Origin of the sequence: Roseibacterium elongatum DSM 19469, assembly GCF_000590925.1 — a bacterium.
Taxonomy (GTDB): Bacteria; Pseudomonadota; Alphaproteobacteria; order Rhodobacterales; family Rhodobacteraceae; genus Roseibacterium; species Roseibacterium elongatum.
Genome location: NZ_CP004372.1, coordinates 45,069 through 65,429 on the forward strand (window position 1 = coordinate 45,069; position 20,361 = coordinate 65,429).

20 protein-coding genes and 1 pseudogene are annotated in these 20,361 nt (G+C 66.1%); 7 read left to right on the top strand and 14 right to left on the bottom strand.

All coding sequences use genetic code 11. The features are described from left to right. Window positions 1-127: 127 nt before the first annotated feature. A complete protein-coding gene (locus ROSELON_RS00225) occupies window positions 128-991 on the top strand; it encodes a helix-turn-helix domain-containing protein (protein ID WP_025310462.1) in 864 nt (287 codons plus the stop codon). Here ROSELON_RS00225 and ROSELON_RS00230 read toward each other — a convergent pair. The 4 genes from ROSELON_RS00230 to ROSELON_RS00240 form a co-directional block, all read right to left on the bottom strand. Next, on the bottom strand, window positions 988-2,316 hold the full coding sequence (locus ROSELON_RS00230) for a thioesterase family protein (protein WP_025310463.1): 1,329 nt from the start codon (window positions 2,314-2,316) through the stop codon (window positions 988-990). The two genes, ROSELON_RS00225 and ROSELON_RS00230, sit on opposite strands and share 4 nt — an antisense overlap. Beyond that, entirely contained in the window at window positions 2,313-2,465 is a 153-nt protein-coding gene (locus tag ROSELON_RS18325) for a hypothetical protein (RefSeq protein WP_198020779.1), read from the bottom strand. Before ROSELON_RS18325 ends, ROSELON_RS00230 begins: the two co-directional genes overlap by 4 nt. Continuing rightward, complete coding sequence (locus ROSELON_RS00235) at window positions 2,462-2,947, bottom strand: GDSL-type esterase/lipase family protein (protein WP_051508324.1); 486 nt, start codon at window positions 2,945-2,947, stop codon at window positions 2,462-2,464. The genes ROSELON_RS18325 and ROSELON_RS00235 overlap by 4 nt, the downstream gene beginning before the upstream one ends. A gap of 134 nt (window positions 2,948-3,081) precedes the next feature. Continuing rightward, window positions 3,082-4,128: an aldo/keto reductase gene (locus ROSELON_RS00240; protein ID WP_025310464.1), complete on the bottom strand. Its 1,047-nt coding sequence runs from the start codon at window positions 4,126-4,128 to the stop codon at window positions 3,082-3,084. A gap of 111 nt (window positions 4,129-4,239) precedes the next feature. Here ROSELON_RS00240 and ROSELON_RS00245 point away from each other — a divergent pair, with 111 nt between their 5' ends. From ROSELON_RS00245 to metG, 3 genes are all read left to right on the top strand, one after another. Further along, window positions 4,240-4,938 (top strand): ImuA family protein, encoded by a 699-nt coding sequence (locus tag ROSELON_RS00245; protein ID WP_025310465.1) that lies wholly within the window; start codon window positions 4,240-4,242, stop codon window positions 4,936-4,938. Window positions 4,939-5,035: 97 nt separating this feature from the next. Continuing rightward, window positions 5,036-5,782, top strand: coding sequence for an SDR family NAD(P)-dependent oxidoreductase (locus ROSELON_RS00250; protein ID WP_025310466.1), 747 nt, complete (start codon window positions 5,036-5,038; stop codon window positions 5,780-5,782). Window positions 5,783-5,875: 93 nt separating this feature from the next. Beyond that, window positions 5,876-7,585: a methionine--tRNA ligase gene (gene metG, locus ROSELON_RS00255; RefSeq protein WP_025310467.1), complete on the top strand. Its 1,710-nt coding sequence runs from the start codon at window positions 5,876-5,878 to the stop codon at window positions 7,583-7,585. Window positions 7,586-7,930: 345 nt separating this feature from the next. On the opposite strand, the gene ROSELON_RS00260 is transcribed toward metG, so the two are convergent. The 10 genes from ROSELON_RS00260 to coxB form a co-directional block, all read right to left on the bottom strand. Further along, window positions 7,931-9,328, bottom strand: a complete 1,398-nt coding sequence (locus ROSELON_RS00260) for an FAD-binding oxidoreductase (protein WP_025310468.1) — start codon at window positions 9,326-9,328, stop codon at window positions 7,931-7,933. 69 nt (window positions 9,329-9,397) lie between these two features. Then, entirely contained in the window at window positions 9,398-9,982 is a 585-nt protein-coding gene (locus ROSELON_RS00265; RefSeq protein ID WP_025310469.1) for a GNAT family N-acetyltransferase, read from the bottom strand. After that, entirely contained in the window at window positions 9,982-11,244 is a 1,263-nt protein-coding gene (locus ROSELON_RS00270; RefSeq protein ID WP_025310470.1) for a M16 family metallopeptidase, read from the bottom strand. The genes ROSELON_RS00265 and ROSELON_RS00270 overlap by 1 nt, the downstream gene beginning before the upstream one ends. Next, window positions 11,241-12,629, bottom strand: coding sequence for a threonine synthase (thrC, locus tag ROSELON_RS00275; protein WP_025310471.1), 1,389 nt, complete (start codon window positions 12,627-12,629; stop codon window positions 11,241-11,243). The genes ROSELON_RS00270 and thrC overlap by 4 nt, the downstream gene beginning before the upstream one ends. Before the next feature lie 10 nt (window positions 12,630-12,639). Beyond that, the gene (locus ROSELON_RS00280) at window positions 12,640-13,308 is read right to left on the bottom strand and encodes an SURF1 family protein (RefSeq protein WP_025310472.1); all 669 of its coding nucleotides are present in this window, start codon (window positions 13,306-13,308) and stop codon (window positions 12,640-12,642) included. Window positions 13,309-13,395: 87 nt separating this feature from the next. Further along, the gene (locus tag ROSELON_RS00285) at window positions 13,396-14,205 is read right to left on the bottom strand and encodes a cytochrome c oxidase subunit 3 (RefSeq protein ID WP_025310473.1); all 810 of its coding nucleotides are present in this window, start codon (window positions 14,203-14,205) and stop codon (window positions 13,396-13,398) included. A 28-nt stretch (window positions 14,206-14,233) separates the two neighbouring features. After that, window positions 14,234-14,812: a cytochrome c oxidase assembly protein gene (locus tag ROSELON_RS00290; protein WP_025310474.1), complete on the bottom strand. Its 579-nt coding sequence runs from the start codon at window positions 14,810-14,812 to the stop codon at window positions 14,234-14,236. Then, window positions 14,809-15,006 carry a hypothetical protein gene (locus tag ROSELON_RS00295; RefSeq protein ID WP_025310475.1) on the bottom strand — a complete coding sequence of 66 codons (198 nt, stop codon included), beginning with the start codon at window positions 15,004-15,006 and terminating at the stop codon, window positions 14,809-14,811. The genes ROSELON_RS00290 and ROSELON_RS00295 overlap by 4 nt, the downstream gene beginning before the upstream one ends. Before the next feature lie 3 nt (window positions 15,007-15,009). Then, entirely contained in the window at window positions 15,010-15,954 is a 945-nt protein-coding gene (gene cyoE / locus ROSELON_RS00300) for a heme o synthase (protein ID WP_025310476.1), read from the bottom strand. A 68-nt stretch (window positions 15,955-16,022) separates the two neighbouring features. Continuing rightward, a complete protein-coding gene (gene coxB, locus ROSELON_RS00305) occupies window positions 16,023-16,913 on the bottom strand; it encodes a cytochrome c oxidase subunit II (RefSeq protein ID WP_025310477.1) in 891 nt (296 codons plus the stop codon). A gap of 193 nt (window positions 16,914-17,106) precedes the next feature. Here coxB and tldD point away from each other — a divergent pair, with 193 nt between their 5' ends. The 3 genes and pseudogenes from tldD (at window position 17,107) to dprA (ending at window position 20,261) form a co-directional block, all read left to right on the top strand. Further along, window positions 17,107-18,543 (top strand): metalloprotease TldD, encoded by a 1,437-nt coding sequence (gene tldD, locus ROSELON_RS00310; protein WP_025310478.1) that lies wholly within the window; start codon window positions 17,107-17,109, stop codon window positions 18,541-18,543. A gap of 63 nt (window positions 18,544-18,606) precedes the next feature. Further along, window positions 18,607-19,026, top strand: a complete 420-nt coding sequence (locus ROSELON_RS00315) for a hypothetical protein (protein WP_217520183.1) — start codon at window positions 18,607-18,609, stop codon at window positions 19,024-19,026. A gap of 34 nt (window positions 19,027-19,060) precedes the next feature. Continuing rightward, window positions 19,061-20,261, top strand: a pseudogene (gene dprA / locus ROSELON_RS18915) (DNA-processing protein DprA). Window positions 20,262-20,361: the final 100 nt, after the last annotated feature.

The window sequence follows — 20,361 nt, forward strand, 5'->3', positions numbered from 1 at the left end:
CATCTCTCCGGGTTTTATCGTGGCGCCACAAAGGATGGCGCCTGCCACCGGGCATAAGGGTGGACGGTCTTGTGCGGGAGATCGGATTTTCTCTAGACTTCATCAACATTGCAGGGAAAATCAAACAATGCCTCCTATTCTCAACAAATCGGACCGTGTCCGGGTCTTTCGCGAGCGCCTCGCAACGGCTTTGCAGAGCTCGGGGTCAAGCCGCGCGGCGCTGGCCCGGACGATCGGCGTCGATCGCTCGACGATCACGCAGATGCTGGCAGAGGACGACCTGCGCATGCCGGGCGGCCATGTCGTGGCCTCCGCCGCACAGGCCCTGGACGTGTCCGCCGACTGGTTGCTGGGGCTGTCCGACCGCCCCGAGCCGGCGGGGGCGCTGCTCGACTCGTCGCTGTCGATCTCGGAGACCGGGCGGGCAACCGGCCTCGATGACCAGATCTTTGCCTGGCACAAGGAGGCCGAAGGCTACAAGATCCGGCACGTTCCGGCGACGCTGCCTGACATGTTGAAAACGGATGCCGTCCTGCAGTGGGAATACGCCCCGTTGACGGATCGCCGCCCGACCGAAGCGATCAACGCCGCCGCGCAACGGCTGGATTGGATGCGCCTGAGCGAAAGCGACCATGAAATGGCGCTTGCCCTGCACGAATTGGACAGCTTCGCCCGAGGCGAAGGGTATTATGCGGGTCTTGGCGCCGACATCCGCGCGGCGCAGCTGGACTGGTTGCGCGAGGTATACGACCGGTTCTATCCGGGGCTGCGCATCTTTCTGTTCGACGCGCGCTGGGTCTACTCGGCGCCCGTGACCGTCTTTGGCCCCAAGATGGCCGTGATCTACATGGGCCGGCACTACATCGCCTTTCGGGATCGCGACCGGGTGCGCACGATCACCCGGCATTTCGACTGGCTGGTCCGCGAAGCCAGCGTATCCGCCCGAGAGATCCCCGGCCATCTCGAACAGCTGCGCAGATCGGTGGTCTAGGATCTCTGAGCGACCGCGCGCCCCAGCCCTTGCGGCACCGGCATCTCGGCCTGGGCCTCCATGGCCCTGCGCAGCCATGTCGCGATGGCCTCGGGCGGGGGGGCGGATCGCCGTGTTTTCAGATCGACATGCAGCAAGAGTTGCTCACAGGTCGAGCACAGGTTTTCCCCTACCCGCAACTCCTGCCAGATATGGAATTTCTTGCCGCCCCCCTCAAGCACGCGGGCGGTGACGCGAATACGATCGCCGATCTGCACCTCGTCGAGATGGCGCAGATGCGTCTCGACGGTAAACACGCTGTGGCCGGCCGCGATGGCCTCGGGTGTCATGCCGGCCCACTCCAAAAGCTGGTCGCAGGCATTTGAAAACGCTTGCAGAAACCGCGCCTCGTTCATGTGTCCGTTATAATCGACCCAGGTGATGGGAACCTGCCGGTCCAATGTCACTGGCATGTCGGAACATCCCGGATCGGGCACCGTCAGCCCCAGGGTGGCCTCGTGATCGCGCAGGACGGCGCCGGCCCCGTCCCCACGATCCTTCAGGACGCGCAGAAGGGACAAAAGCACGTCATTGCGATGGCCCTCGGGGTCCACGTCCACGCCCGCCGGGGCGCGGGTACTTGCGTCAGTGTCGGGCGCGTGGGCCCCGTCATCCTCCAGCCCCGCCTGCATCCAGCGCAGCCCTAGGCCAAGACGGATCGCATCTTCGATCTGCCGGGATGTTGCGCCCCCCTCCGCGACAAGCTGCTGCGCCTCCTGCACAAGCGCGGCTTGCAGTCTGTCGGCGACCTGTCCGGGGCGTTCGGTGGCCGTGACCACAGGCGCCATCCCGAGCGCGCGAAGGGTTTTTTCGGCGCGGGCGAGGTGCAGTGCCGGGGTTTGAGATGACACGGTCAGTTCGACCAAGGGGATCAGGTAGACCGGGTCGCGCGGTTGCGCGACGAGGATCTGACCGGAGGCGAGACCACTTGAAGAAGGTACAGCGGTCGAGGACGCTACGATCATATCAGGTGAGCGATGCTCCAGAACCTTCTGAAGAATATGATCAATTTCAGATGACTCTTCAGACGGGCCAAGCTGGATCCAATCGGCGTTGCGTATGACATCCGCCAGATCCGCATGATGGCTCACCGGCCCCTCTGGCGGCAAAGGCATGTCGTAGAGGGCCGGAAGACTGGCGCGGGCGCGCTCGAGCGTCGCCAAAACACTTGGTTTGCAGTCTTGGGCAGGGTCGAACACGCGCACGGTCCAGCCCATCAGCGCGAACCGCGCGGCCCAACCCGCCCCGATAGGCCCCGCCCCGATGATGCCAACCTGCCCTGTCATGCCGGGTCATCCCGCATGCCCTGGACAGCCCGCGCCATGACGGCAGCGAAATCGCGATGGGCCTCGGCCTCCCAATGGACGCCATCGACGGGCGACACATCCACGCTCAGGCCCGCGTCGAGAAAACCGCAGCCCTGTCGTTCGGTCACGTCGCGCAGAAAGGTGGGCAAGCCGATCTGGCGCTCTTCCGCCCCTGCGAACACCTCGGACAGCGCCCCGAGGGCGCGCACCGGGGGCGGCGCAACGGCCAGAAGGACAGGTCCGGCAGGATCTGACGGGCGGTGACGATCAAGCGTTCGATCGACCGGGCGATTTCATGGGATGTCACGGAAAACCGCGGTTTGAGATCATTGGTCCCCAGCATCAGGATCAGCAGATCGACCGGCTCGTGGCTGAGCAGGATGGCGGGCAGCACCTCCAGCCCCGAACGCTTGCCCCCTTCGATGGGATCATCGTGCACGGTCGTGCGCCCCGGCAACCCCTCGGCAAGCACCTCGTATCGCGGCCCGAGAGCCGCCCCCATGGCGTCGGGCCAGCGTGTGCCGCGCGGGTACCGCCGCCGCTGTCCGATCGCCTCGATCGGCACGGTCCCATGGGTGTTGCTGTCCCCGTAGCACAGGACTGTTGTCATGCGTTTCCTCCAAACACGGGCGGGACACCTCACCAAAACCCCGCCAAAATCTGCAAATACCTCTCAACATTCAGCCTTTGAATTATACTTCTGCCACCTATCCCCAAGCTATCCACATTTTGACACACAGGCGATCAATAAGGCATCGGATGCGCTCGGTGCGTGGTATCGAGATCCGTCAGGACATCCTCGGACAGCGTCACATGCACCCCGTCGAGAATGCGCTGCAACTGGTCCGATGTGGTTGCCCCGAAAATCGTCGAGACCGCGAAGGGGCGCTGCACGGTGAACGCCAAAGCCATGTGCACCGGGTCCAGCCCGTGCTTTTGCGCGACCTCCAGATAGGCGTCGACCGCCGCAAAGGCACGCGCGGTGGCACGCCCGCCAAGATCGCCATTGCCCTTCATTCGACTGCCGATGGGCACTGCGCCACCCTGATACTTGCCGGTCAGCAACCCCGCGGCCAAGGGCGAGTAGGCCAGCAGCGTCACCTGCTCGTTCACCGCCAACTCGGCCAGATCGGTGTCATACAACCGACAAAGCAACGAATATTCGTTCTGGATGGTCTCGACGCGCGGCAGATCATGCTGTTGGGCAAGTTGCAGCCATTGCGCCGTGCCCCAGGCACTTTCGTTCGACAGCGCGAAATGACCGATCTTTCCCGCCTGTTGCGCGGCCTTGGCCGCCTGCAGCACCTCGACCATGTTGGCCAGCGTGGCCGATTTGTCCTGCGCGGACGGGTCGTAGCCCCAGTTCTGGCGGAAGTGATAGCTGCCCCGGTTCGGCCAGTGCAACTGGTAGATATCGATGTGATCGGTGCGCAGCCGCGACAGGGAGGCATCGAGCGCCTCGGCAAAGGTTTCGGCGGTGATGTCCTGGTCTGGGCGCACGAAAGCCTTGTTCTTGCCGGTGATCTTGGTCGCCAGAACATAAGAGTCGCGACGCCCCGGATTGGCGGCGTTCCAGTTCCCGAGGATCGTCTCGGTCAAGCCCACGGTTTCGGCCCGAACGGGGTTCACCGGATACATCTCGGCGGTGTCGACGATATCGATCCCGGCATCCAGGGCCATGTCCATCTGCCGATGTGCATCCTGCTCGGGCGTCTGGTTGCCCCATGTCATCGTGCCGAGGCAGTAGTCGGTGATTGTCTTGTCGGTGCGTCCCAAGGGAATACGGCGCATGGTCGGGTGTCGTCCTGTGTTCGTGATCGCGGTTCTGCGCACCCTAGCCGGACAGCGCCCGAGAACAAGTCACCCCTTGAGAACATTGCATGAACATATATTCTGGAGGCCATGGATCTTACCCGTTTGACCCGCGCCAGCCATCGGCAGGACCGGCCGACCATCGCCTTTTGCGGGGGCCTGACCCTGCTGGCCGGGCGCACGCATGAGCTGTGCGGCCCCGCCCGGCGGCGGCTGGCGCTGTGGGTCGCACGGGCCACGGCCGGCCCGGTGATGTGGATACGCCCCGCTTGGCACCCGGACCGGTTGCACATGGCCGGCGTCAGCCAGGATATCGCCCCCGACCGCCTGCTGTTCGTCGAGGCCGCCCGCCCCGCCGATCTGCTGTGGTCGATGGAAGAGGCGCTGCGCAGTGGCGCGGTGCCGCTGGTTGTGGGCGATTTCCCCGACCCGCCGGCGCTGACCCCGGTGCGGCGGCTGCATCTGGCGGCCGAGGCCGGGGCGGCGGCGACCGGCCGCGCGCCCCTTGCACTGCTGCTGACGCCGGGTGAGGGCGGCGCCCCCGGCATCGAGACACGCTGGCGTCTGGAGCCGGCCCACACCACGCCCGATCACGCCGAATGGTCCCTGAAACGGTTGCGCGCCCGCCATGCGCCACCGGCCACATGGCGCATCCGCCGCGGGGCCAACACCACCCCCGAGATCGCATCGCGGGCCGGCACCGACGCCCCCGCCCAAAGCCAGCCACCCATGTCCGGGCCGCGCGCCTCTTGCCCCGTGTCACCGGCCATCCGAGAAATTCCCGGCTGAATTCCATGTCCTTGATCCGAAACAAAGTCGTCGGTCCGCGCAGCGGGTAGGATCGGAACCCGTGACGCCGCAGTTCATTCGAAATGAGGAGCCTTGTATGGACATTCGCTTCGACACCAAAACCGCCATCGTCACCGGCGCGGCCTCGGGCATCGGCTTTGCGATTGCGCGCGAACTGGCCCAAAGCGGCGCCACCGTGCTGCTGGCCGACCTCAGCGCCGAGGCCAGCGCCGAAAAAGCCGAGGAGATCGGGCACGGGGCGCTCTCCTGCTCGACCGATGTGGCCAAGCCCGAACAGGTTGAGGCCATGGTGAAACTGGCCATCGCCCGAACCGGCCGTCTGGATCTGTTGGTGAACAATGCCGGGATCGGCGGACCCGCCGAACCGACCGGCAGCTACCCGCTCGAGGACTGGCACCGCGTGATCGACGTGAACCTGCACGGGGTGTTTTACGGCATGCGCTATGCGATTCCGGCCATGATCGCGGGCGGCGGCGGGGCCATCGTCAACATCTCGTCCATTCTGGGCAGCGTCGGCTTTGCGACGGCGTCGCCCTACGTCGCGTCCAAGCACGCCCTGCTTGGCCTGACCAGGACCGCCGCGATAGAACACGCGCCCGACAATATCCGCGTCAATGCGGTCGGGCCCGGCTTCATCCATACGCCGCTGATCGACACCCATCTCGATCCGGCCACGCAAGAGGCCCTTGCCGCGATGCACCCGGTCGGCCGCATGGGCACCTCGGACGAAGTCGCCTCGCTGACCTGTTATCTGCTGTCGGATCAGGCCAGCTTCGTGACCGGCTCGTATCATCTGGTCGATGGCGGCTACACGGCCAGATAGGCGCGATTTTCGGGTGCGCTCCATCGCACCGCCTCTGGCAACTGCGACGGCACGGCGCTACACGGGGCCGTATCGAAAGGCAGGAGGCTACAGATGGCGCGCACCCTCATCACCTCGGCGATCCCCTACATCAACGGGATCAAGCATCTGGGCAATCTGATCGGCAGCCAGTTGCCGGCCGATCTCTATGCCCGCTACATGCGTGCGCGCGGCAACGAGGTGCTGTTTCTCTGCGCCACGGACGAGCATGGCACCCCTGCCGAACTGGCCGCGGCCAAGGCCGGCAAGCCCGTGGCCGAGTATTGCGCCGAAATGTGGGAGGTGCAGGCGAAACTCGCGGACGGTTTCCGCCTGTCCTTCGACCATTTCGGGCGCTCCTCCAGCCCGCAGAACCACAAGCTGACCCAGCATTTCGCGGGCAAACTGGCCGAGGCCGGGCTGATCCGCGAAGTCACCGAAAAACAGGTCTATTCCAAGGCCGACGGGCGGTTCCTGCCCGACCGCTATATCGAGGGCACCTGCCCCAACTGCGGCTATGACAAGGCCCGCGGCGACCAGTGCGAGAACTGCACCAAACAGCTCGACCCGACTGACCTGATCGAGCCGCACAGCGCGATCTCGGGCTCGACCGATCTGGAGGTGCGCGAAACCAAGCATCTTTACCTGCGCCAATCAGCCATGCGCGACCGGCTTGAGGCATGGATCGACTCGAAATCCGACTGGCCCGTGCTGACCACCTCCATCGCCAAGAAATGGCTGAACGATGGCGACGGCCTGCAGGATCGTGGCATCACCCGCGACCTTGATTGGGGCATCCCGGTGAAAAAGGGCGACGCGGACTGGCCCGGCATGGAGGGCAAGGTCTTCTACGTCTGGTTCGATGCCCCCATCGAATACATCGCCTGCGCCGCCGAATGGGTCGATGCCGGCAAGGGGGATGACTGGGAACGCTGGTGGCGCACCGACAAGGGCGCGGATGGCGTGCGCTATGTGCAATTCATGGGCAAGGACAATGTGCCATTCCACACCCTCAGCTTCCCGGCCACGATCCTCGGCTCGGGCGAGCCGTGGAAACTGGTCGATTACATCAAGTCCTTCAATTACTTGAACTACGATGGCGGGCAATTCTCGACCAGCCAGGGGCGTGGCGTCTTCATGGACCAGGCGCTCGAGATCCTGCCCGCCGATTACTGGCGCTGGTGGCTTCTGTCGCATGCGCCCGAAACCTCGGACAGCGAATTCACATGGGAGAATTTCCAGGCCGGCGTGAACAAGGACCTGGCCGACGTCCTGGGCAATTTCGTCAGCCGGATCACCAAGTTCTGCCGCTCGAAATTTGGCGAGGTCGTGCCGGAAGGTGGCGAGATGGGCGAGCAGGAACAGGCCCTGATCGCGGAACTGGAAACCCGACTGGCCGGCTACCAGCACCACATGGACGCGATCGAGATCCGAAAGGCGGCGGCCGAACTGCGCGCCATCTGGGCTGCGGGCAACGAGTATTTGCAATCCGCCGCCCCCTGGAGCGCCTTTAAGGAAGACCCGGACCGCGCCGCGGCGATCACACGGTTTGCCTTGAACCTCATCCCGGTCTACGCGGGCCTCTCCGCCCCGTTCATCCCCGATGCGGCTGCGGCGATGGCCAAGGCCATGGGCACCGAGCTGTCCTGGCCCGAAAGCGTGGCGCAGGCGATCAGTACCCTTCCGGCCGGTCATGCCTTCACGGTGCCCGATGTCCTTTTCGCCAAGATCAGCGACGAGGCCCGCGAGGATTGGCAGGCGCGCTTTTCCGGCATCCGTACCTGACAGTTTCCGGGAAATGGGGGCTCTGCCCCCGCCCTTCGAGCTCCCCCGGAGGTTTTCGGCCAAGATGAAGGCACGGACCGCGCGTTGTGGTCGACCCCGCACCCGGCTTTAGCGGATTGGCTACCGGTGTTGTCCGGGCACGGGGCTTCACCTTGGACGCCGCTTCGCTCTCCAGCTCACGGCGCAGGCTCACCGTGCCGCGTTAACCTTAACAAAGGGTTACGTCGTCCTTCATCTTGGCAAAAAAACTCCCGCCGGAGGCACCAGGCGCGTCCGAGCGGCCTCCCGCAGGAGGCCCGAGGGCGCGCCTCGCCTGGTCGCGGCCGCAAGGCCGCGAAACCTCTGTCAGGGTCGAAGCACCGCGCCGGGGTTCATGATCCCCTTTGGGTCGAGCGCCGCCTTGATCGCCCGCATCGCAGCCAGCTTGCCCGGGTCACCATAGCGTTCGAGGTCATCGACCTTGAACCGTCCGATCCCGTGCTCGGCCGAAACGGATCCACCCATCTCATGCACCATATCATGCACGCAGCGCTTGATCGCGCCGCGCTCGCTCTCGTGGTCCGCACGCGTCCGCCCGGGCATCGGGAAGACGTTGTAATGCAGGTTGCCGTCGCCCAAGTGGCCAAAGCAGTTGATCCGGTAGTCCCCGATCTCGGCCAGCTTGCCAGGCGCCCTGGCAATGAAGGCCGGGATGCGCGCCACCGGCACCGAGATATCGTGCGACGATATCGCCCCGATCCGCCGGTTGGCCAGGGGGATCGACTCGCGCACGCTCCAGAAGGCCTGCCGCTGCCCCTCGGACTGCGCGATCACGCCGTCGGTGACCAACCCGGCATCGAACGCTTCGGCGAACAGGGCCTCCAACGCAACTGACGGGTCGGCCCCTCCCGACAGCCCGAGGTCGATCAGGCAGGTCCATGCGGGATGATCCGGGAAGGGCTGTTTCACCTCGGGCCCGACCTCGGCCAGGAAATCGAGCCCCATCCGTCCGATCAATTCGAAGGCCGAGATCCCCTCGCCGATCCGCGCCTGGGCCATGCGCAGCAATGCAAGCGCGGCGTCGGCATCGGGCACGACCATCAAGGCCGCGCCGTCGCGCTCGGGCTTGGGAAACAGGCGCAGCGTGGCCGCCGTGATCACCCCGAGCGTCCCCTCGGCCCCGATCAGAAGGTGACGCAGATCGTAGCCGGTGTTGTTCTTGCGCAGCGGCGACAGGGTGTTCATCACCGTCCCGTCCGGCAAGACCGCCTCGATCCCGAGGCAAAGATCGCGCGCGTTGCCGTACCGAAGCACATTGACCCCGCCCGCATTGGTCGCCAGCAAACCGCCGATCCGGGCCGAGCCCTGGCTGGCCAGCGTCAGCGGAAAGATCCACCCCTGCGCCTCGGCGGCCTGATGCAGCTCGGCCAGGATCGCGCCGGCCTCGACCGTCATCGTGCCGGCTGCGGCGTCCACATCGCGTATGGTCCGCATGCGTTCCATCGACAGGATCACGGGGGGCGTCCCGCTTTGCGCCAATTGCCCGCCGACCAGCCCGGTTCCCCCGCCATAGGGGATCACGGGGGTGCCGGTCTGGGCACAGGCACGGATGGTCTCGGCGACCTCGGCGGTCGTGGCCGGGGCCACCAGTGCTGCGCCTAGCCCGTGCCACCGGCCCCGCGGCTCCTCGAGATAACGGGGCTCCATGGGGCGCAATGCGGCGGCGGGCAAGCGATCGGCCAGCGTGTCGAGGATACCTGTCATGCCAAGTCACCTAGTGCGATCGGGCCGGCGAAACCATCCCCGGCGGGCAAAGGGGCGCGCCGGTGGCGGTCAGCCCACGTCGGTCCGGCCCCGGCGGTCGGGACGCAGATTGGCATAGAGCACATGGTTCCGCCATCGGCCGTTGATCTGCAAATAGCTTTGCGCGACGCCTTCGTATTTGAAACCCGACCGCTCCAGCACACCGCGCGAAGCAAGGTTTTCGGGCAGGCACGCGGCCTCGAGCCGGCTGAGGTCGAGCGCGCGGAAGGCGTAATGCACCACGCCCTCGATCGCCTCGCGCATGTAGCCCTGGCGGGCGTGAACCTCGCCGATCCAGTAACCCAGCGTGCCCGATTGCGCCGGCCCCCGCCGGATATTGTCGAGCGTGATGGCCCCGAGCAGGACCTCGTCGTCGCGGCGATGGATGAAGAGCGGCACCGCATTGCCCTGCGACAGCGCCCGCTGCGCCCAGTAGACGCGATTGGTGAACGCCTTGCGCGTCAGGTGGTCGGCGGCCCAGGCCGGCTCCCACGGTTTGAGAAACGCTTCGGATTGGCTGCGCAGCGCGACCCAGGCCCGGAAATCCGCGTGGCGCGGCAGGCGTAGGGTCAGGCGATCGGTCTCGATCCGGATCTGCCGCTTGCGGCTCAGCATCAGGCGGCCAGGCGCTCCGTCACATGGGCCAGATCGGGCGCATCGCCCACCGGGCCGTAAAGCGCCATCGCCGCGCGGCCCGATTGCGCCAACCCGCAGGCATGGGCCCGCAGCCCGTCCAGCGTAACGGCATCGATCTTTGCGACGCTTTCTTCCAGCGGCGGGACACGCCCCCAGATCGCGACCAGCCGCGCCATGCGTTCAGCCCGGGCCGAGGGGCTTTCCAGCCCCATCAAGAGCCCCGCCTTGATCTGCGCGCGGGCGCGGTCAAGCTCGGCATCCGTCATGTCCTCGGCCGAGCGGCGGATCTCGTCCAGCGTCAGGCCGACAAGGTCGCCCAACTGCGCGCCCGAGGTGCCGGCATAGATCGTCAGCAGGCCGGTATCGTCGAAGGCGCCGACCGAGCTGTAGATCGTGTAGCACAGGCCCCGGCGTTCGCGAATCTCCTGGAACAGGCGCGAGGACATGCCGCCGCCAAGCGCCGTAGCGTAGATCTGCGCGGTGTGGATATCGTCCGAGCGGTAGCCGGGCGCCTCGAGCGCAAGGGTGAAATGGGCCTGTTCCAACTCCTTGACGACGCGCTTTTCACCACCGGCGAAGCGGCCGGGTTCGGGCGTGGCGGCCCTGACCGGTTTCAGGTGGCCAAAGGCCGCCTCGGCCAGCCGCACGATCTGGTCATGGTCGACAGCGCCCGCCGCCGAAAGGATCAACTGCCCCGGCCCGTAATGCTCGGCCACGAAGCTGTCGAAATCGCCCCGCGCAAACCCGCGCACGCGCTCGGCGGGACCAAGGATCGTGCGCCCCAGCGGCTGGCCGGGATAGGCCTCTTCCTGCAACCAGTCGAAGATGATGTCGTCGGGGGTATCGGCGGCCTGCCCGATCTCTTGCAAGATCACGCCGCGCTCCACCTCGATCTCGCGCGGGTCGAAGGCGGGGTTCAGCGTGATATCGGCGATCAGGTCAATGGCCAGCGGCACGTCATCGGCCAACACGCGGGCGTAATAGGCCGTCACCTCGCGCGAGGTATAGGCGTTGAGGTAGCCGCCCACATCCTCGATCTCTTCGGCGATCTGCTGGGGCGAGCGGCGCGCCGTGCCCTTGAACGCCATGTGTTCCAGGAAATGGGCGATCCCGTTCTGATCCGCCCGTTCGTGCCGCCCGCCGGCGCTGACCCACAGCCCGACCGCGGCCGACTTCATCGAGGGCATGTGTTCGGTCACGACACGCAGCCCGTTGGACAGGGTATGAAGCTCTACCGTCACGCGAACACGCCCTCCTCGATCAAGGCCTCGATGGCCGAGAGGTCATTCTCGACCCGTGTCACGCGTTCCTCGCGGTCGAACAGGTCGGCCATGCGCGGCGGAAGCGCGGGGCGAATGCCCGTCGCGGCCTCGACCGCATCGGGGAATTTCGCCGGATGCGCGGTGGCCAGCGTCACCAGTGGCGTGATGCCCTGAAAGTCTTGCGCGACATGCACGCCGACCGCCGAATGCGGGCAGAGCAATTCGCCCATCTCGGCCTGCGCGCGCTGGATCATGGCGCTGGTTTCTTCCTCCGATGCGCGGCCCGAGGCGAAGGTTTCGCGCAAGCCCTGCAAAGCGCCCTGGCTGATGTGGAACCCGCCACCCGATTTCAACTCATCCATCAGTTGCGCCACGGCGGCCCCGTCGCGGCCATAGGCGTCGAAAAGTGCGCGCTCGAAATTCGAGCTGACCTGGATGTCCATCGACGGGCTGATCGAGGGCGTGACGCCATGGGTCACGTAATCGCCCGAGGACAGCGCCCGGTGCAGGATGTCGTTCTGGTTGGTCGCCACGATCAACTGCTCGATCGGCAGGCCCATGCGCTTGGCGATATGGCCTGCAAAAATGTCGCCGAAATTGCCTGTTGGGACGCAGAAGCTGACCTTGCGATGCGGCGCGCCGAGGCTCACCGCGGCGGTGAAATAATAGACGACCTGCGCCAGCACCCGCGCCCAGTTGATCGAGTTCACCCCCGCCAGCCGCACCCGGTCGCGGAAGTCGAAATCGTTGAACATGTCTTTCACGCGCGCCTGACAATCGTCGAAATCGCCGGTCAGCGCGAGGGCATGGGCATTGGCCTCGGACACGGTGGTCATCTGCCGGCGCTGCACGTCGGACACGCGACCATGGGGAAACAGGATGAAGACCGACACGTTGTCGAGGCCGCGAAACGCCTCCATCGCGGCCGAGCCCGTATCGCCCGAGGTCGCGCCGACGATGGTCACCCGGTCGCCCCGGCGCTTCAGCGCGGCCTGAAACAGCTGACCGATCAGCTGCATGGCGAAATCCTTGAAGGCCAGCGTGGGGCCGTGGAACAGCTCCAGCAGGTAATGGTTCGGCTGCAACTGCTTGAGCGGCGCGCGGGCGGCATGGCCAAAGCCCGCATAGGCCGCTTCGATCAGCGCGCCGAATTCGTCATCGGTGAACGTGTCGCCGATGAAGGGGCGCATCACGCGAAAGGCGACCTCCTCGTAAGACAGGCCAGCCAGCGCCGCGATCTCGGCCTGCGCCATCACCGGCACCTCGGCGGGCACATACAGGCCCCCGTCGCGGGCCAGACCTGTCAGCATCGCCTCTTCGAAAGTCAACTCGGGGGCGGTCCCCCGCGTGGATACATACCGCATCGCTTGTCCTTCAGACCGTTCGCCGCCTGATACGCCACAGAAGATAAAGTGTCATCCCCAACCAGAGCACCGCCAGCGAAAACCACGTGACCGCGTAGCTCAGGTGATCGTTCGGGATGCCCTCGGTCGTCACCGGCAGGGGCGCGATGGGCGTATCGTCCACCGACAGGCCGCGTGCGATCACGAAAACCGGGTCCGCCCCCAGGTGGTCGGCCAGCGCGTCCACATCGCGCGCATACCAGATGTTGCGCGCAAGGTCGGGATCGGGCGTAAAGCCGTCCACCTCGTTGGGCGAATGCAGGTTTCCAGTGACGGTCACCATGCCCTCATGGGCGGGCACCGCCCCCTCGGTCGGCATGATGCCGCGATCGACAAGGATCACGCGCGCGCCGGTGTCGAAGGGGGAAATCACGCGATAGCCCGCGCCCGCCCCCCGCTGGCTGACCAGCACGCGGGCATAGCCGTCGCCGAACCGTCCGGTCACCTCGACCGGCAGGAAACGATCCGCTTGTGCGTCGGGCGTCTCGGGAAGCGGTACGGGGGCGTCCGCGATCTGCGCCTCGATCTCGGCCAGCATGGCCTCTTTCCACGCCAGGCGCTGGACCTGCCAGATGCCAAGGCTGACCAGAATCGCCACCCCGCCAATGCCGAACACAAGGGGCCAGATCACCCGCCGCATGTCACCTCCTGCAAATGAAAGAGCCCGCCACAGGCAGGCTCTTTGCACGATCCGTTGAACTGCGCCCGATGTCGGGGGCGCTGCCGATCAGATCTGACCTTGCCCCCAGACATAGACGGCCAGGAACAGGAACAGCCAGACCACATCAACGAAATGCCAGTACCACGCCGCCGCCTCGAACCCGATATGCTTCTCAGCGGTGAATTGCCCCGCTTTCACCCGCAAATAGCAGATGAACAGAAAGATCGTTCCGATGATCACATGCAGACCGTGAAACCCCGTGGCCAGAAAGAAGGTCGAAAAGAACTTGTCTCCACCGAAGGTCCAATCGTCATGGACGATCAACTCCCAGTACTCGAACGCCTGCAGACCGGTGAAGGCCACGCCCAGCACGACGCCGATCAAGAGGCCCCATTCCACATCCCGGCGGCTTTCGTTGTGAACCAGCGCGTGGTGGGCCCAGGTCACGGCACAGCCCGACAACAGCAGCACCAGCGTGTTGATCAGCGGCAGGTGGAACGGATCGACCGTGTGGATATCGGGCATCGTGTAAAGCGAGCCCTCGTACCCGCTCATCGGGTAGAGCGCGTGCTTGAAGAAGGCCCAGAACCACGCGACGAAGAACATCGCCTCGGACATGATGAACATGATGAAGCCATAGCGCAGGCCAAGGCGCACCACCGGCGTGTGATCGCCGTCATTGCTTTCGTGCACCACATCGGCCCACCAGCCGTACATGACGTAGATGACCGCCACGAGGCCCATCAGGAACAGCCAGGGCGAGCCTGCATGCATCCAGTTCACGGCGCCGAACAGCATGGCAAAGGCACCGCCCGCCGCCATGAGCGGCCAGATGGATGGCGGCAGGATATGATAGTCGTGTTTTGCGTGGGCCATGGGTGTCTCCGTCCTCCCGGTCGTCGTCTCAGTTGCCCGCCGATGCAGTCCCGGCATCGAGCGCGGCGTAATCCTCGGGGATGTCCGTCACATGAAACGTGTAGGACAGGGTAATCGCGGGCGTGCCGCGGGTTTCGGGGTCGTCCACAATCTCGGGATCGACGTAAAAGGTGACTGGCATCTGCACCCGTTCGCCGGGTTCCAGCACCTGCATCTCAAAGCAGAAACACGCGATCTTGACGAAATAGCTGCCCGCATCGAACGGGGCGACATTGTAGCTGGCGGTGCCCGCAATGGGGCGGTCGGTGGGGTTGTAGGCCTCGTAAAAGGCCAGTCCCGTTTCGCCGATGCGCACGTCCATATGCGGCGCGATGGGCCGGAACTCCCACGGCATGTCGCGCGCGCGGCTGGCATCGAAACGCACACGGATCGTCTGATCCAGGATCTGGTCGCTTGCGGTTTCCGCGACACTGGTCGTGCCGCCATACCCCGTCACGCGGCAGAACCAGTCATAAAGCGGCACCGCCGCCCAGGCCAGCGTCGCCATGACCGAGATCACGCCCAGCAGGCCAAGCACGGTCTTGCGATGCGAGGTCTGCGCGCTCATTGATCGCCCCCCTCCGTCAAGGGCGTGATCGACACGCGCGGCTGGTGGTCGAACGCCTCCATCGAGGCACCCTCCTGGATTTTGGCGATGGTCAGACCAAAGACGATGGCGGCAAAGCCCACAAGGCTGAGCGCCACGCCGACATTCCGGCCCAGCCGGCGCTTGTGCAATTCATGGGTTTCGGTAATCGGCATCTGTCATCCCCCCCAGAGGCCCGCCGCCCGCAGCGCCGCATCGGCCATCAGGGCGCCGAAATGCAGGAACAGGTAACTCAGCGAGAATTTGAACAGCCGCTTTTCCGCGGCATAGCTGTCGGCCTCGGCCATGGCCTCGTCCCGGCGCCAGACAACAAAGGCGCGGATCACGAAGATCAGGTTCAGCACGATCGCCGCCGACAGGTAGATCGGCCCTCCGATCGAGGTCAGCCCGAGGCCGATGGCCACCGGCGCCAGCAGCAGGGAATAGATCCAGATCTGGCGGCGGGTTTCCTTGCGCCCGTGGGTCACGGTCAGCATCGGCACCTCGGCCTCGTGGTAGTCGGATTTCATGAACAGCGCCAACGCCCAGAAATGCGGCGGGGTCCACATGAAGATCAAGCCGAACATCAGGATCGCTTCGATGGACACACCGCCGGTGACCGCCGCCCAACCGATCATCGGGGGAAAGGCGCCCGCCGCCCCCCCGATCACGATGTTCTGCGGCGTCGCCCGCTTCAGCCACATCGTATAGATGACGGCGTAGAAAAAGATCGTGAAGGCCAGCAGCCCGGCGGCGACCCAGTTCGTCGCCAGGCCCAGCATCGCCACCGACAGCGCGCTCAGCCACAAGCCGAGTGTCAGGGCCTCGCCCCCGGTCACCTTGCCGGCGGGCACGGGGCGGCCGCGGGTGCGCTTCATGATGCGATCGATATCGGCATCGTACCACATGTTCAGCGCGCCCGAGGCCCCGCCACCCAGCGCGATGAACAGGATGGCGGCAAAGCCGACCATGGGCGACAGGCCACCCGGCGCGACAAGCAACCCCGCCAAGGCCGTAAAGACAACCAGCGACATCACGCGCGGCTTCAACAGCAGCACGTAATCGCCGAATCGCGCCTCCGGCGTGCCGGTTTGTCCTTGGGTATTGACGGTTGCGTCGCTCATCGCGCCGGACCCTCCCGGTCGAATGTGGGGCGGCCCAGCCCGAGGGGACGGACCGCCGATCTGATGCGTTACTCGGCCGAAGCCAGTTCGATCACCTGCGGGGCGCGGACCCCGTCAAGCGACGCGAACTCCTGCGCGTCGCCGGTCAGCCAAGCGTCGTATTCCTCGGGCGTCACGGCAAAGACCGTAATGGGCATATAAGCGTGGTTGACACCGCACAGTTCCGAACACTGGCCGAAATAGACGCCTTCCTGGCCCGGCTCGACCTCGAACCACAGCTCGGCCAGACGCCCCGGCACGCCGTCCTGCTTGACGCCAAAGGCGGGCACGGCCCAGCTGTGGATCACGTCGGCGGCCGTGACCTGCACGACGACCGTCTGCCCGGTGGGCACCACCATCGCCGTGTCCGTGGCCAGCCGGAATTCGTCCTGGCTGTAACCATGCTCGGCCAACTCGTTCTCGTTGAGCATGATGGACAGGTAGTTGATGCCATGCTCGGGATACTCGTAGCCCCAGTACCACTGATAGCCGACGGCCTTCACCACCACATCCGCGTCGGGGATGGTCTGCTGGCGGAACAGCACCGGAAGCGAGAAGGACCCGATCCCGATCAGGATAAGCAGCGGCACCACCGTCCAGGCGACTTCGATCTTGGTGTTGTGGGTAAAGGACGACGGGGTCGGGTTCGCCTTTGCGTTATGGCGCAGCATCGTCCAGATCAGCAGCGCCGTGACGAAGATCACGATGGCCGTCACGACAACCAGCAACAGCGTGTCGAGCGCGCGGATATCGGCCGCGACACTGGTCACCCCCGGCTGCATGTTGACGCCCCCCGGCTCCGGTGCGCCAATGATCTCCAACCCGTCGCGCAGACCGGCGGTCTGGGCGCTGACCGCGGCGGCCGTGAACGTTGATCCGATTGCAGCGGCCAAGCCGCCAATCATCCTGCGAGGTGCCATGCATTTTGTCCTGTTCTGTCCCGGTTGCCGCCTCTCCCGCCCCAGTCCCTTGAGGCTCCTCCGTTTCGGCATACCATTGCGTTCCGAGCTATCACGACCATATCCCTTAGGTTGTATCAACACATTGGTCAAAAATGTCTCACCCTGCAAGAATTTGACATAGATCATTTTTGACACCCCACCGGAGCCTCAGATGCCGCAAAATCCCCCGTCTTTCCGTCCTTTCGAGACCCAAATCGACGAAAATGTCGCTCTCTCGATCCTCCGTGCAGTCACGGATGGGGCCGATGATGGTGAACTTTTTCTGGAACGCAGGCGGTCCGAGGTTCTGGTGTTCGACGATGGGCGCGTCCGAAATGCCAGCTACGACGCCGGCGAGGGATTCGGCCTCCGCGCGGTCAAGGGCGAGGTGGCCGGCTACGCCCATTCCACCGAGATTTCCGAGGCCGCGTTGCGCCGTGCCGCCGAAACCGCGCGCCTTGCCGTGGGCGATGGCGGCGGCACCTTGGCCGAGGCGCCCCAGGGCACCAATGCGCGGCTCTATACCGATGCCGACCCGATGGCGGGGGCGGAATTCGGGGTGAAACTGGATACTTTGCGCGGGATCGACGCCTTCGCCCGCGATCTCGATCCGCGCGTCGTCCAGGTGTCGGCCAGCCTTGCCGCCTCGTTGCAAGAGGTCGAGATCCTGCGCCCCGAGGGGCTGCGGGTGGCCGATGTGCGCCCGATGGTCCGGCTGAATGTCTCGATCATCGTCGAAGAAAACGGCCGCCGCGAATCGGGCAGTGCCGGCGGGGGCGGGCGAATCGGGCTCACGGGCCTGTTGAGCCGCGACCGTTGGGAAGGTGTCGCGCGCGAGGCGCTGCGCATCGCGCTCGTCAATCTCCGCGCCGAGCCCGCCCCGGCCGGCATCATGGATGTGGTCCTCGGCCCCGGCTGGCCCGGCATCCTGCTGCACGAAGCCGTGGGCCACGGGCTGGAGGGCGACTTCAACCGCAAGAAGCAATCGGCCTTTGCCGGCTTGATGGGACAACGCGTCGCCGCGCCCGGCGTCACCGTGCTGGACGACGGCACGATCCCGGATCGCCGCGGCTCGATCACCGTGGATGACGAGGGTACGCCGGCCCACAAGACAACGCTGATCGAGGATGGCATCCTTGTCGGCTACATGCAGGACCGGCAATCGGCCCGCCTGATGGAGGCCGAGGCCACCGGCAACGGGCGCCGCGAAAGCTATGCCCATGCCCCGATGACGCGGATGACGAACACCTACATGCTGGGCGGCGAGGCCGATCCCGGCGATATCGTGGCCGACCTCAAGGACGGCATCTACGCCGTGGGGTTCGGCGGCGGCCAGGTCGACATCACCAACGGCAAATTCGTGTTCTCCTGCACCGAGGCCTACCGCGTGCGCGATGGCAAGATCGGCGCGCCGGTTAAGGGTGCGACCCTTATCGGCGACGGCGCGACGGCGCTGCAGAACATACGCGCCATCGGCAACGACATGGCGCTGGATCCCGGCATGGGCAATTGCGGCAAGGCGGGCCAATGGGTGCCCGTGGGCGTGGGCCAACCCACCTTGATGATCGGGGGGCTGACCGTTGGCGGATCGGCCACGGCCCGTCCGTAGCGCAAGTGTGCCGACGCCATGACGCCGCCGCCCGGCACACCGCCCCCGCACTGGAGCGACCCCTTGCGATCGGACCCCGCCCTCAGGGCCGGTCTCGGCCTCAGGACACATGTGCTGGCCATCCTGATCGCGCTTGTCGCAACCGCCCTCGCGGGTCTGGCCGTCTGGATCGTCGGCGTGGCGATTTCAGCGGTGTCGCAGGCGACCGGCGGCGCGATCGCCGCGGCGGGCATGGTTCTGACTTTTTCGGTCATGTTCAGTTGGGCCGGTCACCTGCCCGGCGCGCTGATTCTGCATGCGCTCTTGGCGCGCGGATGGGGCGGATGGCTGCCGGCCATGGCCGGCGGTCTTGCCATCGGCGCCGTGTTGCTCGGCCCGTTCGAAAGCCTCTTCGCGGTGCTATGCGGCCCCTTGCTGGCCCTGTTTCACCTGGCCGGGCTGCGCTGGATGGCGCGCCTGCAGAGCGGGCCGTCGGGCAGGTAACGTTCCGTTAACCCTCCCATCCTAGCCTCAGGGCATGACAGCCTGGACTGATTCCGCATTCCACGAGGCCGCCCTGGCCTTTGTCCCGCCTCCGGCCAGCGACGCCGGTGACCGGCTGGCCCGGCTGCGCCTGATCCGTTCGCGCCGGGTGGGCCCCGCAACCTACCTTCGCCTGATGGCGGAACATGGCGGGGCGACAGCCGCCCTTGCGGCCTTGCCCGAGGTGGCCCGCGCCGCCGGGGTCGAGGATTACGCGCCCTGCCCCGAACCCGTCGCCCTGGCCGAGATGCGCGCTGCCGAACGCCAGGGCGCGCGCATGCTCTGCCTCGGCGATCGCGACTACCCTGCAGCCCTGGCCGAGGCCGCGGATGCCCCGCCCATCCTCTGGGCCCTTGGCGACCTGTCGCTGGCACAGCGCCCAATGCTGGCCATGGTGGGTACCCGCAATGCCTCGGCCCTCGGGGCGCGCATGGCACGCCGACTGTCCGCCGATCGTGGGGGCGGCCGGTTTCACCATCGTCTCCGGCCTTGCCCGCGGCATCGATGCCCTGGCCCATCACGCCAGCCTCGGCACCGGCACCATCGCCGTGCAGGCCGGCGGGCTTGATGCCCTCTACCCGCCCGAAAACGCGGACCTGGCCCATGACATCGCACGCCAGGGGCTCCGCCTGTCGGAAATGCCCTTCGGCCTCAGCCCGCAGGCCCGGCATTTCCCGCGCCGCAACCGGATCGTCTCGGGCCTGTCGCGCGCCGTGATCGTGGTCGAGGCCGCGGCGCGCTCGGGGTCGTTGATCACCGCGCGCTATGCGCTCGACCAGGGGCGCGAGGTCATGGCCGTGCCGGGGCATCCGCTCGACACACGGGCCTCGGGCACGAATATCCTGATCCGCGATGGCGCCCTTCTGGTCCGCTCTGCCGAGGATGTGATCGAGGCTTTGGGGCAGCCCGCCCCTGCATCCGATGTCGAGCGTGCCGCGCCAACCGCGACACAGATGGCCGCCCGCCAGCAGGCCCGACGCGCAGCCCAGGGCGAAACCCGCCCCGATCCGGCGGTGGCGTCCGGCGGGGTCGAGGCGCTGATCCTCGACCGGCTGGGCCCCTCGCCCCTGGCCGAGGATCACCTGATCCGCGATCTGGGCCGCCCCCCGCGCGAAGTGGCGCAGGCCCTCGCCATCCTCGAAATGGCCGGCCGCATCACCCGCGCCGCCGGTGGCATGGTCAGCCGCACCCCTTGAGCCGCGCGAAAGCGTCAAAGCATCGCCCGGCAGGTGCGGCACCCCGGATGCCGCATTGACAACCGCCCCCCAGGCCCCACATGTTCCGCCGCCAAGCAGC